This is a genomic window from Nonlabens sp., assembly GCF_039941875.1.
In the GTDB taxonomy this organism is placed as follows: domain Bacteria; phylum Bacteroidota; class Bacteroidia; order Flavobacteriales; family Flavobacteriaceae; genus Nonlabens.
This window is the reverse complement of the sequence record NZ_JBDVDQ010000003.1, coordinates 519028-536830: the sequence shown is the minus strand read 5'-3', so window position 1 is coordinate 536830 and position 17803 is coordinate 519028. Positions and strand designations below refer to the sequence as shown.

The window sequence follows — 17803 nt, the reverse complement described above, 5'->3', positions numbered from 1 at the left end:
TAACCTACTATGCGTTTGTATCATCTCGTCTCACAAAGTTGTGAGCAGAATGTAGCACCTTCATTATTTATTGTCGACATAAATAAAGGGTTGCTAAGGAGTCGATGGGTCTGTTCCCTCGTCCTTTCTTGATAATTTCAGTATGGTTATGAACGTGAGTGTAAAGATTCAGAAAACTTATTCTTATTTCCAAATTTTTAACAAATTTTTATCCTACCAATCTAATAGGGTAAAGGTTTTAAATTCTTGAATTAGTCAAATACTTATCTCTAACGACCTGATCTATAGGAACATTTAAAACCTTGCTTTCTAACCAAGAAATAACATCTAAATATAAAAAGGCACGCCTTTCATAAGGGTGATTTTCATAATTTTTAAGTTTAAGAAGCAAATCTTGGAAAGCTTTTTTCAAATCATGAGGATAAATATCTTGTAAACCTCGTATAAATTTGATCATTTCTTTTTGCACTTCATACAGATCATTCATCTTGATTAAGAACTTATATACGCTTCTTAAATAAGTTTCAAGATGTTCATCTTGACCAGCTTCATAATGAGCAATAAGACTTAAAATACGAGAAAAACACAACAGATCTTCTCGCATGGTAAGTGTTTTATTATTGATAATTTTATCAAGGTAAAAAATAGTTTCTGAATAATTTCCAGCCCCAAAATGCATGCTAGCAAATTTGTAATAAAACACCATTTGGTGATGCTCATCCAGACGGTCTTTAAATCCTAAGAGATCTTGTTCCACTTTTGATATTAATGGTAATCCGTCCTTAAAACTACCATCTATAAAATACTGACTAATTCTATTGAGATTAATATATAAAAAACTAAGCGCTTCTAGATTTTCATTTTTAGGAAAACTCTTTGCAGTAATGGTTTTCTCTAATTGATCTAAAGTAGACTGATATTTTTCTTTTTCTTTTAAGAAAAAAAGTGACTCTAGTAAATAATGGTTTCCTTTAATGAAAAACACAGGATTAAGAACTATCATCTTTTTATCCTGATAGAATAAATCGACCCATTTTGATGAATATTTATAACAATTCAAAAAGTCTTGCATCAAAAAACTATACCACAAATAGGCTTTATACAACCATAGTTTTTCTCTAAATCCTAATTCCTCAAATTCATATGTGGGTAAATGATCATGAAAATAAACGGTTACCTTTTCACTTTCTTCTTTATCCTTTACACAACCTGTTTTAATAAACTCGGTATACATGTGTAAAGAAAGGTTAGAAAGCTGGCTTGCTATTATATTAGAATTACTCAGCTCTCTAGCTTGCGTAGTAAGTTGCGCTGTACGAGTACTTATACTTCTAGTAATGTATTGTGATTCTATGATCTTTTCTAATTCTACAATTTCATAAGCAAGATTCTTCTCTTCGTGGGCAACTGCTAACTCTTTTGCTTTATCTAGTATTTTTAAGCTTTGTTTATATAATCCTTTATGGTATAAAATAGACGCAAAATCTAATTGTTCTCTAATTTGAGACCTTATATTTTGATGGGCAGGGTTTGTTTTAAGACTTATTAGAATTTGCTTGTAAAGATGTGTTTTTACGTTTGCTAATTGTCTTTTTTGAATATCAGTAGATTTCAAGATTTGTTTTTCATTATAACTAGTAGCTTTATCTAGATGCATGAACAGATTCAAGAATTTTGAATCTGTATTAACATCCAGTCTCCCTACGTATAATTTAAACTGACGCTTTTCTGACTTGGTTAATGATTTAACCAGTGTAAATAGCCCATCTTTTTGATCTTTTGTCATCGACTAAATTATTAATACAACTAACTTTATTACAACAAATTACACAACATAAAACCTAGTTGGACATCGTAAAATACTGACTTAATGTGTTAGTAAGAATAGTCCAAAATATAACTTAGTAATACAATAAAGAAATAATATCAGCTTTAATGTAAAAGCAAATCTTTAAATCAATATTTTAATAGGGTAATAATCTATTGATTTAAATTAAATAAGTAGAGAGAATGAGATTAAACATAGCAGTAGTACCCCATAATGGATCCGGCCCAGAAGTAACCACTCAATCAATAAAAGTATTAAATGCCATTGCATTAGAATTTGATCATCAAATTTTATTTAAAATTGCAGACCTAAATGATGAAGACTCTTCATTAAAAAAAGGCATAGAATTATGTAAAAGTAGTGACGCTATTTTAGCTAGTAATGATTCGTTTTTACAAAGTAAAACGCTGCGTGCACAATTAAATGTATACGCAAGCTCTACCATTGTGAAGAGCTATCAATCTTTGACTGTAAACTCTCCTCTTAAAAAGGAAGTTATATCGGGAACAAATATTTTGTTTTTTAACGAATTGAATTTAAGCAACGAGTTAAATGAGAAACACACTTCTAAGAATAACAATTATGCCTTTGATTCCAATGAAAATACTCGCCAAGAGATAGAACTTGTTGCAAAAAAAGCATTTAAAGCAGCGCTAACCAGAGGTAAAAAAGTAACACTTATAAATAAATCTAGCTCATCACAAGTATCTGCTCTATGGAGTGAAGTAGCTGGTCATTTATCTCTACAGTATCCTGAAATAAAATTTGACATCACTAATTTAGAAAATGCTGTTACTCAACTCCTATTAACTCCTAACTTATTTGATATCGTTTTAACAGAACGTGTAATTAGTAATGTATTGATTCAACAGTCTAGTGTTTTGACTGGCTCCATCGGCTTACATTCCACTAGTTACATAGGGCAAAAGCAATCTCTTTTTTTCCCAACAATTCATAATCATTTAAATGACACTGATTATAAAAACCCTAACCCATTAGCTTCTATACTTAGTGCCGCAATGTTATTAGAACACTTTGGACTTTATAGTGAGTCAGAAATGGTTAAAACTGCTGTAAACCGTTCTCTAGAACTTAACATTACCACGCCAGACTTAAACTCTACCTATAACAACATCACCACTAACAAAGTAGGCGACTTCATTGCAGATTTCATTATGAATCCGCATGATTCTAATGCAAACTTTAAAAATATACATTTAGGACAAAGCACGATTATCTAAAATAAAACGAAGAGGTGTAGAAAGATACTACACCTCTTCGTTCTTAATAATTAATCAGGAAATTTATTTCTTATTTGATCTAATCCTAGATTATGAATACTACCTAAATGGGTATGGTGCTTTGATGTATCGGGAACATAAGTTCCATTCTCGACCTGCTCACCTATTGTTTTATAGGCTTCTCTAAAAGACGCCCCATCTACCACTAGATTATTGATATTATCTACGGTAAACAAGTATTGATATTTATCATCATTAAGATCAATTTCCTTTACTATAATCTTCTTTATTGAATAATTAAAGATCTCTAGAATGTCATTTAATTCTATAAAAGAAGCGATCACATTCTCTTTAAGTAATTGAAAATCTCTGTGGTAACCACTAGGTAAATTGTTTGTTATCAATAACATTTCGGTTTGTAAAGCTTGTATTTTATTACACTTACCACGTATCAATTCAAAAACATCAGGATTCTTTTTATGTGGCATGATGCTACTACCGGTAGTCAACTCATCTGGGAAACTTATAAACCCAAAATTCTGACTCATGTATAAACAGATGTCCATCGCAAATCTGGAAAGAGTATTAGCCACGTTTGATAAAGAAGCAGCAATGCTTCGCTCATTTTTACCTCTAGTTAATTGCGCAGCCACTACATTATACTTTAACGCTGCAAAACCCATTTCTTGAGTCGTAAATTCTCTATCTATAGGGAAAGAGCTTCCATATCCGGCGGCACTTCCTAACGGATTTTGATCCACAATACGCATCGTAGCGTCTAGAATATAAACATCATCCACCAGCAACTCTGCATAAGAAGAGAACCATAAACCAAATGATGACGGCATCGCTACCTGTAAATGAGTATATCCTGGTAACAATTGATTTTTATATGTGTCGGCCAATTCTAATAATGTATCAAACAATGTTTTTACACTAGCTTTAGTTTGCCCGAGCGCCTCTTTATAATACAACTGTAATGCTACAAGAACTTGATCATTTCTAGATCTTGCAGTGTGAATCTTCTTCCCTACTTCTCCCAGTTGTAGGGTCAGTTCGTGTTCTATTTTAGAATGCACATCTTCAAACTGATCATCAATAATAAAAGTACCATCTTCTATTTGTAACGCAATGGCGTCCAGTCCAGATTCTAATTGTTTTAACTCTTCGCTAGAAATGATATTAATCTTTGCTAGCATTCTAGCATGTGCACGAGATGCTATTACATCATAAGGAGCAATATGTAGATCGATCTCGCGATCATTACCTACTGTAAATTGTTCCATTTTTTTATCTATCGCAATTCCTTTATCCCAAAGTTTCATAATTCTATCTTTAAAAAATATTCGTTAATAAATTGATGTATATGTCGATGCCTTCTTCAATCTCTTCTAGATATATAAATTCATCTGCACTGTGAGATCGTGTGCTATCACCAGGTCCTAATTTTAAAGAAGGACAACTTAAACACGCCTGATCTGATAAAGTAGGTGATCCATAAGTGGTTCTTCCCATCGCTATTCCTGCTTGCACCAGCTCATGCTCTACAGGAATAGAAGAAGAATTTAATCGTAAACCTCGAGCAGTAATCTCATCACATGGCGACTGTTCTTTTAGCATTTTTTCAATTTCTTGATTGCTGTATTTATCATTAACTCTTACGTCTACTACTAACTCTACCTGTGATGGTACAGCATTATGTTGCACGCCGGCTTTAATTTGAGTCACCGTCATTTTTACGTCACCTAATGCGTCAGACGATTTTTCGAACTTAAAATCTTGAAACCATTTTAAAACCTCGATAGAGTTATAAATCGCATTATTATCATTAGGATGAGCAGCGTGTCCTGGAGTACCTTTTACTTTGGCATCAAAAACGACCAATCCTTTTTCAGCAACTGCTAGATTCATTAAAGTAGGCTCGCCCACAATAGCAACATCTATATGCGGTATAATATCTAGCATGTTATTTAATCCATTGGGACCGCTACTTTCCTCTTCGGCACTAGCGACTATGACTAGGTTATATTTTAGATCTTTTTGGTTATAAAAATGAGTAAACGTAGCGATTAAAGAAACTAAACAACCACCAGCGTCATTACTGCCTAGACCGTACAATTTACCATCTTCAACTATTGCCTTAAATGGATCTTTAATATAGGCTTTATTGGGTTGTACCGTATCGTGATGTGAGTTTAATAATAACGTAGGTTTCCCTTTTTCAAAATATTTATTAGTCGCCCATATATTATGATGGTCTCTTTTAAATGGAATTTCATGATCATTAAACCACGATTCTATCAGTAAAGCAGTTCCCTCTTCTTCACTAGAAAACGATTGTGTTTCAATCATTTTTTTCAACAACTCTAGAGCCTCTTTTTTTAAATATTGATGTTTCATTAGTTCCATATTGTAGTGAATAAACTGTTTGAATTTTGAAGCATATCCGGCAATCCTACACATACTTTTTGCACGCCATTTTGAATAGCATGAAAACAATTTTGCATTTTAGGCAGCATTCCGTCAGCGATAATTCCTTGAGATTTTAAATCTTTATAGCTTTCTAAGTTGATATTCTTAATTACAGAATCTTCATCTGTGATATTCTGTAAAACCCCTTTTTTCTCAAAACAGTAATACAGTTCTGTTTCATAGTTTTTGGCTAGTGCAATAGCGAGTTCAGCAGCAAGAGTATCTGCATTTGTATTTAATAATTGCCCATGTCCGTCGTGCGTTATGGCACAAAATACTGGAGTACGCTTTCGCGAAAGCAACACCTCAACAATCTCTGTATCTACTTTTACAACATCACCTACGTAACCAAAATCTACCTCTTCTACATCTCGTTTTTTAGACAAAATGGTATTACCATCGGCTCCTGTAAATCCTATAGCATTGCACTGCTTAGCTTGTAATTTTGCTACAATGGTTTTATTTACTTTACCAGCATAAACCATAGTGGCAATGTCCAGTGTTTGAGAATCGGTGATGCGACGACCATCGATCATTTTTACCTCAAGATTCATTTTTTGAGCTAATTCTGTAGCTACTTTTCCACCTCCATGAATAAGAACCTTTAATCCTTTTATTGCACTAAATGTGGTTAAGAAATCATCTAGTGCTTGCTGGTCATTGATAATGTGTCCACCTATTTTTATAACTTTAAGCTGTTCCATTATTCTAAGTTTTCTAAAATATTTTTTAAAACTACTTGAGCTGCATAGGTTCTATTATTAGCCTGGTGGATGACGATAGAGTTCTCACTATCTAGCACAGCATCTTCTACCACAACATTTCTTCTTACAGGAAGACAGTGCATAAATTTTGCATTACCTAATTTTTCCTGAGTCATCATCCAGCTCGCGTCTTGACTTAAAATCTTACCATAATCAGTATAACTGCTCCAGTTTTTCACATAGACAAAGTCGGCTTCTTTCAAAGCTTTTTCCTGATCATAAATCACCGGTGTATCTTTTACAATCGCATCAGATAATTCATATCCCTGCGGATGCGTAATTGTAAGATCTACCTTTGCCATTTGCATCACTTCGATAAATGAATTTGCTACCGCTTGTGGTAATGCCTTAGGATGTGGCGCCCAAGAAATGACCACTTTGGGATTTTTCTTGGTTTTCAATTCTTCCATCGTAATAGCGTCTGCAAGGGCTTGTAGAGGATGAGCGGTTGCACTTTCCATATTTACAATAGGTACTGATGCATATTTAATAAAACTATTCAAGACTACTTCTTGAGCATCCTTTTCTTTATTCACTAAAGAAGGAAAAGCTCTTACCGCAATCACATCTGCATATTGAGAAATGACCTGCGCAGCTTCTTTAACATGCTCAGAAGTGTCTGCATTCATAACCGTTCCATCGTCAAATTCTAGTTTCCAAGAATCATTTACATTTAATATTTGCACTTCTAAACCTAGGTTCTTTGCTGCTTTTTCTGTGCTTAATCGTGTTCTTAAACTGGCATTAAAAAACAACATCACTAGAGTTTTATTCTTACCTAGATGTTGAAATTCATATGGTGTTTGTTTTATTGCAATTGCCTCATTAACTAGTTGAGAGAGGTCTTTTATATCTTTAAGTTCTGTATATTTTTTCATAATTCGGCTTTTAAAGCGTCAAAGAATAAATCGATATGAGATTCTTTAATCGTTAATGGCGGTAATATTCTTATCACGTTAGGATTCTTTGCACTACCAGTAAAAATGTGATGATTAAAAAGAATGTTCTTTCTTAATGTCGCAATGGGAAAATCAAATTCTAGACCTAACATTAATCCGCGGCCTTTTACATTTTTTACCTGCGGTAATTCTTGAGCTCTTTTTAAAAAGTGAGCAGAAACAGCTTTTGCATTATCCATTAATTGCTCCTTTTCTATAACATCTAGCACTGTAGAAACCGCAGTACATGCCAGATGATTACCACCAAAAGTCGTTCCCAACAATCCATAAGAAGCTTTAATTTGTGGATGGATCAAAATACCTCCTACAGGAAATCCATTTCCCATACCTTTTGCAATAGAAATAATATCTGGTTCTAGTCCATGTTTTTGAAATGCAAAAAAGTCACCAGTTCTACCAAAACCAGACTGCACCTCATCTGCAATAAAACAAGTATTGTACTGTCGACACAAAGCTTGTAAACCTTGATAAAACAAAGTAGTATCTTCATCTAGACCACCTACTCCTTGAATACATTCTACAATTACCGCACAGACGTTATTCTTATCTAGCGCTTTTTCTACTGCCACTAAATCTCCTAACTCAATAATTTCTACTTCTTGTTGTGCATTTAATGGTGCAATAATTTTTGCATTATCTGTAGCCGCCACCGCAGCAGATGTACGACCATGAAAACCATTTTTAAAAGCTATCACTTTATGCTTTCCATTATGAAAAGAAGCTAGTTTTAAGGCGTTTTCATTTGCCTCTGCACCAGAATTGCACATGAATAGTTGGTAATCTTTACAACCAGAAAAGTCAACTAATCGATGAGCAAGGTCTTTTTGTAATGGGTTTTGAACTGCATTACTGTAAAAGCCTAACTTAGAAACCTGATCACTTATATTATTTACATATTCTGGATGAGAATGACCTATAGAAATAACCGCATGACCACCGTACAAATCTAGATACTCGACATCATTATGATCATAGACATAAACATCTTGTGCACGCACTGGCGTCACATCAAAAAGTGGATATACTTCAAATAAACTCATATCTGTTTTTCTTTAATCGTATTAATTTTTTGAAAAGAAGCGATCATTCCTTGAATAAGGGAACTGCTCAATCCTTTATGCTCCATCTCATTTAAACCTTCTATGGTGCAACCTTTGGGCGTGGTAACTTTATCGATCTCCTGTTCTGGATGATTGCCTGTTGTTATCAATAGACTTGCAGCACCTTCTGCCGTATGCATGGCTAACAATTGTGCCTCGCTAGCGTCAAAACCTAACTGAATCGCCGCCTGTGTACTTGCTCTTATTAATCGCATCCAGAAAGCTACTCCACTAGCACAAACTACTGTTGCAGCTTGCATTTGTATTTCTGGAATAACTAATGTTGCTCCTAATCGATTAAAAATAGCCTGAGCAACGTTTATTCTACGAGCACCTTTTTCATTATGACACAGACAGGTCATCGATTTACCAACCGCTATCGCTGTATTAGGCATTGCTCTAATCACATGCTGATCTGAACCTACAATTGCCTCTATTTTATCTACCGTAAAACCAGTTATCGTCGATATCAACACATGATTCTCGTTAAATAAATCTTTAGTTGTTTCTAGAATATCAGTAAAATGTGCTGGCTGTACCGCAAATATGATAATGTCAGATTTCTTGATCGCTTCTTCATTATCTGCAGTTAAAAACACATCAGAATAATCTTGAAAAAACTCTAGTTCCTCTAAATTTCTTTTAGTTAAATACAGTGTGGTGATTGCATTATTATGAATCAATCCCTTTGCGATGGAGCGTCCTAAATTACCTGTTCCTATTATGGCTATTTTCATAGTATGTATTTAAAAAAAGTTCGCTTTAAGTTGTAAACCTTTATCCTCTGGAAAACCGAACATCAAGTTCATATTTTGAACTGCCTGCCCAGACGCACCTTTCAATAAGTTATCGATAACACTCGTAATTAATAAAATGTCGTTATGCTTATGTAAATGAATTAGGCACTTGTTAGTATTTACTACTTGCTTTAAATGCACCTCTTTATCAGACACAAATACAAATGGCGAGTCTTTATAGTATTCCTTATAAAAGTCTTTTATTTTTTCTAGTGATAGGTCTATTTTAGTATAAGCTGTCGCAAAAATCCCTCTACTGAAATCACCACGATTAGGTACGAATAGCACATTAGAATTAAAATCTTGTTGTGACTGTTTTAAAGTCTGATTTATTTCTCCAAGATGCTGATGCGTAAAAGCTTTATAGTGTGAGAAATTATTATCTCTCCATGTGAAATGTGTCGTCGGTGATAGACTTGTACCTGCACCAGTTGCACCAGTAACCGCATTTACATGCACATCTTTTTTTATCAATTGCTGTGAAGCTAGAGGTAAAATGGCAAGTTGTATTGCTGTTGCAAAACATCCTGGATTTGCAACATGAGTAGCTTTTTTAATCTCTTCTTTTTGATACTCGCACAGTCCATATGTGAACTCGCTTTCGCGAAAGCGTGCATATTCAATCAACCTAAAATCATTACTTAAATCGATAATTTTTGTATTCTTTGAAAATTGATGCTTCTCTAAAAAAGATTTTGAATTGCCATGACCTAGACATAAAAACAAAATATCTACACTGTTATTTAATTGGTTTATAAATACCAAATCTGTAGTACCTAAAAGGTCTTGATGCACATCACTCACCGCATTACCAGCATTTGAAGTCGAGTATATAAAATCTATGACTACCTCATCATGGTGAATTAAAAGTCTTATTAATTCTCCTGCTGTATAACCTGCACCACCTATTATTCCTGCTTTAATCATGATTACTGATGTATCTGGTTATAAATCTTATTGCTGTTTCCTATGATCTTGATAAAACCTTTGGCCTCACTTGCTGTCCACGCTTTATTCTCCTCTCCATATGTGCCGAACTTTGCATTCATTAAATCATTTGCCGATTCTATACCGTCCAGAGTAAAATGATAAGGTTGTAAAGTGACATAAACATCTCCAGTAACTTTGGTCTGACTACTTTCTAAGAAAGCCTCCATGTCGCGCATTACAGGATCGAGGTACTGCCCTTCATGCAGGTGCATTCCATAAAAACTAGACAGATAATCTTTGTGCTGTAACTGCCATTTAGTAAGAGTGTGTTTTTCTAATAAATGGTGTGCTTTAATAGTAATCAACGCTGCTGCAGCTTCAAAACCTACTCTACCTTTCATACCTACTATGGTATCGCCTACATGTATATCTCTACCAATAGCATATGAAGAAGCAAGATCATTGAGTTGTTGTATAGCCAGTTCTGAAGATTGCTCTTTCCCATTTACAGCAATTAATTCTCCCTTTTTGAAACTAAGTTTTACTTGTTCCTTTCCTTCTTTTTGAAGTTGTGATGGATAAGCTTCTTCTGGTAAAGCTTTGAGCGAGGTTAGTGTTTCTGCTCCACCGACACTGGTTCCCCAAAGTCCTTTATTCACAGAATATTGAGACTTTTCCCAAGACATGGCTATTCCGTTTTCTATTAGATAATCTATCTCTTGTTTACGAGATAGTTTACCATCTCTTATAGGTGTAATGATTTCTATATGTGGCGCTAGCGTTTGAAAAATCATATCAAAACGCACTTGATCATTTCCTGCACCGGTACTTCCATGAGCGATAAATTGCGCGTCTATGGTTTTTGCATATTCTATAATCTCAATGGCTTGTACAATACGCTCTGCACTTACCGATAGCGGATAGGTATTGTTCTTCAATACATTTCCATAAATCAAATACTTAACAACCTTATCATAAAAAGTACTGACAGCGTCTATGGCTTTAAACGTAGTAACACCCATTTTATAGGCGTTAGATTCTATAGTTTTAAGATCTTCTTGCGTAAAACCACCTGTATTTACACACACAGCATGCACTTCATAACCTAGATCTTGTGAAAGATATACAGCACAATATGAGGTATCCAGTCCGCCACTATAGGCTATTACTAATTTTTTATTATTGTTCATTTTGATCTTTTTTGAGAATAAGCGTTTGCTTAATTTGTTTTAATCTGTTGAAAACAGACTTTTTAATAGGTTTCTTTTCTTTGGTTGTTTTTTTAGAAGGATCATAGATCATTCCTGTACACAAACACATTTTTTGTTCTGTACGTTGTAAGATGTCATAGTTCTTACAGGTCTGGCAACCGTTCCAGAATTGCTGGTCATCTGTTAATTCAGAAAAAGTAACTGGCTTATAACCTAGGTCACTATTCATTTTCATTACAGCAAGTCCAGTGGTGATGCTGAATATCTTTGCATCAGGAAACTTTTCTTTTGATAGTAAAAAGATGCGTTCTTTAATTTGTTTGGCCAGTCCTAGATTTCTATAATCTGGATGTACAATAAGACCTGAGTTTGCGACAAACTTGCCGTGTCCCCATTTCTCAATGTAACAAAAGCCTGCAAATTTCCCGTTATCCAGTGCGATTACCGCGTTGCCATTTTCCATTTTGGTAGTGACATATTCTGGTGTACGTTTTGCGATTCCTGTACCGCGCACCTTGGCAGCGTCGGCTATAGTATCACAAATGACATGTGCATATTTAGAATGCGATTTATGAGCAATGACAATTTCCATTGTGATTGATTTTATAAATTAAAAAGTGTAAAGTGTAGTTGTAAAAAGAAGAACCGGACTCACCTAAATTCCCGAAAAGAAAGAACCCTTACGGGCGTCGGCGTCGTACAGTAGGACGCACAGAAAAACCGTTCCTAGAAGGAGCAGTTAAAAAAGTAGTAAATAATAATGGAAGTGAATTCAAAGTAAAAAAAATAAAAGTTATATCTAAATGCTAAATGAGATTAAGCACAGCGGCGTCGCAACGTAAAGCGCACCGGTAAGGATATATTTTTATTTCTAGATAAATTCATGCTGTAAAAGTAAGTATTTATTTGGAACGGTCACTATAAACTTATGCAAACTTCTTAAATTTAGCATATTGACAACGTTATAATCAAGTATTTATCAATTACAGAAATTTATAGCTACACATCTCTATTTTAACAAACAGAATAAGTTCACCATAGAATTTCAATAAATTTTAATATAATCACACTAGAAATTCAAAAAGTGTAGGATTGTTATTTATATAATCTCCATAAAAATTAAGTGATTTCATACGTTGTACAAGAGAATCAAAATCTGATGTGTTTTTTAATTCTATTCCCACTACCGCAGACCCATTAATTCTATTTGTTTTCTTAGTGTATTCAAAATGAGTAATATCATCGTTAGGTCCTATAACCTTCTCTACAAATTCTTTTAATGCACCTGCTCGTTGTGGAAACCTAACTATAAAGTAATGCTTTAATTGAGATTCTAATAAAGCACGTTCTTTAATCTCTGCAGTTCTAGTAATATCATTATTACTACCGCTTACCACGCAAACAACGTTTTTACCCTTAATCTTTTCTCTAATAGATTCTAATGCCGTAATAGACATAGCGCCTGCAGGCTCTACCACTATTGCTTGGCTATTATATAAATCTAGAATGGTCTGACATATGGCACCTTCACTTACATTAATAGTTTCTGTAAGATTCTGTTGACATATTTCAAAATTGCGTTCTCCTACTCTTTTAACAGCAGCACCATCTACAAAACTATCTATCTTATCCAGTGTCGTATTTTCTCTATTAAAAATAGAGGTCGCCATAGAGGTAGCTCCCTTAGGCTCTACTCCTATAATTTTAGTATGAGGAGATAAGTACTTTAACACACTAGAAACACCAGCGCTTAAACCGCCACCACCTACGGGCATGATAACATAATCTATAGGTACCTTAGATTGTTCCATAATCTCTAGTCCTACAGTAGCCTGACCTTCTATCACTTTCTCATCATCAAAGGGATGGATAAATGTTTTACCTAATTTTTTATTCTCCTCCATGGCAGCATAGTAAGAGTCGTCATAGGTATCACCATGCATGACTATCGTTACATACCTACCACCGAACATTTTTACCTGCTGGATTTTTTGCACCGGTGTCGGTGTAGGCATATAAATCGTGCCATGTATATTTAGCAGTTTACACGACATAGCCACTCCTTGTGCATGATTACCTGCGCTGGCACAAACTATTCCGTTGGATAAATCTTCTTTACTCAACGTAGAGATCTTATTATATGCACCGCGTATTTTATAAGAACGTACTGGCTGCAAGTCTTCTCTTTTAAAATAGATAGAACTTTGATACTTCTCGGAATAAAGTGTATTTAACTCTAGAGGTGTTAAACAAGCCACGTCGCGTAAACGATTTGCGGCTTGTTTTACATCTTCTAGTTTGGGATAATAGGTCACTGTTTTCATATCTTTTATCGTCCAGCCGTCGTGGTACGTCATCGTTTTATATTCAAGGGAAAGTCATTTAGACTGTACCTTGATCTCTCTTCACTTTGTAATCATTCTCGAATGCTCACTAAATAGACAGATTTTTTATTGTTCCACATTTTAAGAACCACCAGCACCTGCCCTGACTTATTATTTAGATGGTTTTCATAGCAGTCATAGAGTCTCTCAACACTTCACCTATTTTTTCTATAGGGTGGTTTCTTATAGCTTTATTTACTGCTATAAGTTCTAGATTGTCGGTTTTGTATTCCGCTTTCGCGAAAGCGTTACCAATAACAGCCGCATCGAGACCATCTACAAATGAAGAAACTAAAGGCTTACATGCATGATCAAATAGGTAACAACCATACTCTGCCGTGTCAGAAATAATGCGATTCATTTCAAATAATTTTTTTCTAGCTACGGTGTTTGCAATTAAAGGAAGCTCGTGAAGCGACTCGTAATAAGCACTTTCTTCTACGATACCTGATGCTACCATAGTCTCAAACGCCAGTTCTACTCCAGATTTAATAAAAGCGACCATAGCCACACCATGATCAAAATATTCTTGATCTTCTATTTTTTCTGTAGTTGCTGTAGATTTTTCAAAAGCCGTGTTCTCCGTATCGGCTCTCCATTTTAATAGATTTACATCATCATTTGCCCAATCTTCCATCATGGTTTGTGAAAAATGTCCAGACATAATATCATCCATGTGTTTTTCAAAAAGAGGCTTTAAAATTACTTTTAACTCTTCTGACAGTTGGTGTGCTTTAATCTTTGAAACATTATCTAGCCTGTCCATCATATTAGTAATACCACCATGTTTTAACGCCTCTGTAGTACGTTCCCAGCCGTATTGAATAAGATTAGATGCATACTCAGCGTCTGTGCCTTGTGCGATCATTTTATCAAACAACATTATAGAAGCCGTTTGTAATACTCCACATAAAATGGTCTGTTCTCCCATTAAATCGCTCTTCACCTCAGCAACGAAAGAAGACTCAAGAACTCCTGCTTTATGTCCACCTGTTGCTACGGCATATGCTTTGGCCTGCTCCCATCCTTTATTTTCTGGATCATTTTCTGGATGCACGGCTATTAAAGTAGGCACTCCAAAACCTCTTTTATACTCTTCTCTTACCTCAGAGCCTGGACATTTAGGAGCCACCATAATCACAGTAATATCTTCTCTTACCTTCTGACCTTCTTCTACTATGTTAAAACCGTGAGAATAAGACAGTGTTGCACCTTTTTTCATATGTGGCATAATCGCCTCTACTACTGCTGCGTGCTGTTTATCTGGTGTTAGGTTTAAAACTAGATCAGAATTAGGGATTAATTCTTCATAAGTCCCTACGGTAAAACCATTTTCTGTAGCATTTTTAAACGATTGCCTTTTTTGATCTATAGCAGCCTGTCTTAATGCATAAGATATATCTAATCCAGAATCTCTCATATTAAGACCTTGATTTAATCCTTGTGCACCACAACCTACTACGGTGATTTTCTTTCCTTTTAAAGCGTTAACACCATCTTCAAATTCTGCTTGTTGCATGAATCTGCATTTAGATAATTGTTCTAATTTTTGTGAAAGTGATAGGGTATTAAAATAATTTGACATGGTACTTATTTTATGAGTTTAATGCCTGTAGCATTTTTGAAATTTCCATTGGTTCTTTAGTAACAGCTATACGTCCAGATCTATTGAACTGTAGTATGCCGTGCGCACTTAATTCACGATATAATAAATCGACCTCGCTTCTTCTTCCAGATTTTTCTAAAACAAAAAACTCCTTATTTACCGTTACTATGCGTGCGTTACTTTCTTTAATTATGTTTTGAATCTGAGGTTCTTCAAAAAGAAGGTCAGATTTAATTTTAAACAGACATGACTCTTGATAAATGGTTTCTTCGTCAGAGTGATAGTAAGCTTTTATAACCTCTACCTGTTTCTCTATCTGACCGATTATCTTCTTCATGTTTTCTTCGGTCATATTTACTAAAATGGTCCATTTTGACACCTCTTCTATTTCTGATGCAGAACCGTTTATGCTTTCTATATTCACATGACGGCGTTGAAATATTGCCGAAATCCTATTCAACAACCCTATGTTGTTTTCTGTATAAATTGATATGGTAAAAAGTTGTTCTTGGTTTTCCATAATTTTTTATTTCGTTCAGCTGTCAATGAACAGCTTTGCTTTACTTTTCTCGATATCGTCGTCTTCAACAAGCGATGCGCATTATTCCAGATGCATGCAATGTATCACTGCTTGAACGCCCTGTTTTCGGACGCATGTCTTGAACGCTCTGTTTTCGGACGCATGCGATGCGTCACTGCTTGAACGCATGCGATGCGTTTCTACTGGAGGCGCACCTCTGAAACTGATGCTCCTGTTGGGATCATTGGGAAAACGTTTCCTTCTTTTTGCACTCGGACTTCAAGAAAATATGCTTCCTCACTCTTCATCATTTCTTCTACGGCACCAGCAAGATCTTTACGATCTGTTACTTGTTTTGCTTTGATGTGATATCCTTCGGCTATTTTTATAAAATCAGGATTTGTCATTTCTGTACTGGCATAGCGCTTATCAAAAAACAGCTGTTGCCACTGACGCACCATTCCTAAAAACTCGTTATTAAGCACAACAATTTTTACAGGTACTTTAGTCTGAAAAATGGTTCCCAATTCTTGAATAGTCATCTGGTAGCCACCATCACCTATTACTGCAACGACATCTCTATCTGGCGCACCTACTTGTGCTCCAATAGCTGCCGGAAGCGCAAACCCCATAGTTCCTAATCCACCTGATGTAATGTTACTACGTGTTTGTTTAAAACTAGCATAACGACATGCTATCATCTGGTGCTGGCCTACATCACTTACTATAGCTGCTTTACTTTTTGAGTGTACATTAATTTGCTGTATAACCTCAGCCATGGTAAGTCCATCTACAGATGGTTCCATATCCTCTTTTATAACTTTATCTACTTCTACTTCATAAAGTTCCTTAAATCTCGTTAACCATTTATGGTGTTCTCTTTTTTCTAAATAAGGGAGTAATAGTTCTAAAGTGTTTCTTGCATCACCTAGAACAGCAATATCTGCTTTTACATTCTTATTCACCTCAGATGGATCTATTTCAAAATGTATCACTTTGGCTTGCTTTGCATATCGAGATAAATCACCAGTAACACGGTCATCAAAACGCATTCCTATCGCTATTAAAACATCACATTCATTAGTTAATAAATTAGGTGCATAATTACCATGCATACCTACCATACCGACATTAAGTGGATGAGAAGTAGGAATAGCACTTGCACCTAGAATGGTCCATGCAGATGGAATCCCTGCTTTTTCTATAACCAATTGCAATTCTTTTTCGGCCTCGCTCAGTACTACTCCTTGACCCCAAACAATCATAGGCTTCTGAGCCTTATTAATTAAGTGAGCAGCATCCTTTACAGTTTGTAAATCTGTCTCTGGAACTGGAACATAACTTCTTATGGATTTACATTTTTCATATGCAAAATCAAATTCTTCAAACTGTGCATCCTTTGTAATATCAATTAATACAGGACCAGGACGACCACTTTGAGCGATGTAAAAAGCTTTAGCTAGAGCCTTAGGAATATCTGCTGCTTTAGTTACCTGAGCATTCCACTTAGTTACTGGTGTTGAAATACCTATAATATCTGTTTCTTGAAAAGCATCTGTACCCAATAAATGAGAAGCTACCTGACCAGTAATACATACCATAGGTGTAGAATCTATCATCGCGTCTGCCAGTCCAGTAATAAGATTTGTTGCTCCAGGACCAGAAGTTGCTATACAAACTCCAACTTTATTTGATATACGTGCATAACCTTGTGCTGCATGTGTTGCTCCTTGTTCATGTCTAGTGAGTACATGTTTCAACTCTTTCTGATAACCATAAAGCTTATCATACAACGGCATGATCGCACCACCTGGATAACCAAATGCTGTATCTACACCTTCGGCAAGGAAACATTTTATGATAGCTTCTGCACCAGATATCTTTTCTGTTACTTTGCTTGAAGTAGGGGAATTTATTAGTGCATGTTCTTTCATAATCATCGATTTTGATTATTGTAATTTTTTATTCTTTTTGTTGAGTACGTGTTTACA

At 35.1% G+C, this 17803-nt stretch carries 15 protein-coding genes and 1 riboswitch; of the genes, 1 reads left to right on the top strand and 14 read right to left on the bottom strand.

Annotated elements, in window-relative coordinates; all coding sequences use genetic code 11:
- Window positions 1-17 precede the first annotated feature (17 nt).
- A riboswitch (SAM riboswitch) is annotated at window positions 18-138 on the bottom strand.
- A gap of 100 nt (window positions 139-238) precedes the next feature.
- Window positions 239-1786 carry a hypothetical protein gene (locus ABJF08_RS02785; protein WP_348114519.1) on the bottom strand — a complete coding sequence of 516 codons (1548 nt, stop codon included), beginning with the start codon at window positions 1784-1786 and terminating at the stop codon, window positions 239-241.
- Window positions 1787-2010: 224 nt separating this feature from the next.
- On the opposite strand from ABJF08_RS02785, the gene ABJF08_RS02780 reads away from it, so the two are divergent.
- The gene (locus ABJF08_RS02780) at window positions 2011-3069 is read left to right on the top strand and encodes an isocitrate/isopropylmalate family dehydrogenase (protein WP_348114518.1); all 1059 of its coding nucleotides are present in this window, start codon (window positions 2011-2013) and stop codon (window positions 3067-3069) included.
- Window positions 3070-3119: 50 nt separating this feature from the next.
- Here the strand turns inward: ABJF08_RS02780 and argH are convergent, their stop codons facing one another.
- The 13 genes from argH to ilvB form a co-directional block, all read right to left on the bottom strand.
- Window positions 3120-4394 carry an argininosuccinate lyase gene (gene argH, locus ABJF08_RS02775; RefSeq protein WP_348114517.1) on the bottom strand — a complete coding sequence of 425 codons (1275 nt, stop codon included), beginning with the start codon at window positions 4392-4394 and terminating at the stop codon, window positions 3120-3122.
- A 10-nt stretch (window positions 4395-4404) separates the two neighbouring features.
- Complete coding sequence (locus ABJF08_RS02770; protein ID WP_348114516.1) at window positions 4405-5469, bottom strand: M20 family metallo-hydrolase; 1065 nt, start codon at window positions 5467-5469, stop codon at window positions 4405-4407.
- Entirely contained in the window at window positions 5469-6245 is a 777-nt protein-coding gene (gene argB, locus ABJF08_RS02765) for an acetylglutamate kinase (RefSeq protein ID WP_348114515.1), read from the bottom strand. The genes ABJF08_RS02770 and argB overlap by 1 nt, the downstream gene beginning before the upstream one ends.
- On the bottom strand, window positions 6245-7183 hold the full coding sequence (locus tag ABJF08_RS02760) for an N-acetylornithine carbamoyltransferase (RefSeq protein ID WP_348114514.1): 939 nt from the start codon (window positions 7181-7183) through the stop codon (window positions 6245-6247). The genes argB and ABJF08_RS02760 overlap by 1 nt, the downstream gene beginning before the upstream one ends.
- Entirely contained in the window at window positions 7180-8304 is a 1125-nt protein-coding gene (locus ABJF08_RS02755) for an aminotransferase class III-fold pyridoxal phosphate-dependent enzyme (RefSeq protein WP_348114513.1), read from the bottom strand. The genes ABJF08_RS02760 and ABJF08_RS02755 overlap by 4 nt, the downstream gene beginning before the upstream one ends.
- Window positions 8301-9101, bottom strand: coding sequence for a pyrroline-5-carboxylate reductase (gene proC / locus ABJF08_RS02750; RefSeq protein ID WP_348114512.1), 801 nt, complete (start codon window positions 9099-9101; stop codon window positions 8301-8303). Before proC ends, ABJF08_RS02755 begins: the two co-directional genes overlap by 4 nt.
- Before the next feature lie 9 nt (window positions 9102-9110).
- A complete protein-coding gene (gene argC, locus ABJF08_RS02745) occupies window positions 9111-10088 on the bottom strand; it encodes an N-acetyl-gamma-glutamyl-phosphate reductase (RefSeq protein WP_348114511.1) in 978 nt (325 codons plus the stop codon).
- Between the two features lie 2 nt (window positions 10089-10090).
- Window positions 10091-11281, bottom strand: a complete 1191-nt coding sequence (locus ABJF08_RS02740) for an argininosuccinate synthase domain-containing protein (protein WP_348114510.1) — start codon at window positions 11279-11281, stop codon at window positions 10091-10093.
- A complete protein-coding gene (locus tag ABJF08_RS02735) occupies window positions 11271-11894 on the bottom strand; it encodes a GNAT family N-acetyltransferase (protein WP_348114509.1) in 624 nt (207 codons plus the stop codon). The genes ABJF08_RS02740 and ABJF08_RS02735 overlap by 11 nt, the downstream gene beginning before the upstream one ends.
- 472 nt (window positions 11895-12366) lie before the next feature.
- On the bottom strand, window positions 12367-13659 hold the full coding sequence (gene ilvA, locus ABJF08_RS02730) for a threonine ammonia-lyase IlvA (RefSeq protein ID WP_348114508.1): 1293 nt from the start codon (window positions 13657-13659) through the stop codon (window positions 12367-12369).
- A gap of 142 nt (window positions 13660-13801) precedes the next feature.
- Entirely contained in the window at window positions 13802-15271 is a 1470-nt protein-coding gene (gene ilvC, locus ABJF08_RS02725; RefSeq protein ID WP_348114507.1) for a ketol-acid reductoisomerase, read from the bottom strand.
- 10 nt (window positions 15272-15281) lie between these two features.
- Entirely contained in the window at window positions 15282-15812 is a 531-nt protein-coding gene (ilvN, locus tag ABJF08_RS02720) for an acetolactate synthase small subunit (RefSeq protein ID WP_348114506.1), read from the bottom strand.
- A gap of 200 nt (window positions 15813-16012) precedes the next feature.
- Entirely contained in the window at window positions 16013-17746 is a 1734-nt protein-coding gene (gene ilvB, locus ABJF08_RS02715) for a biosynthetic-type acetolactate synthase large subunit (protein WP_348114505.1), read from the bottom strand.
- Between the last annotated feature and the right edge of the window lie 57 nt (window positions 17747-17803).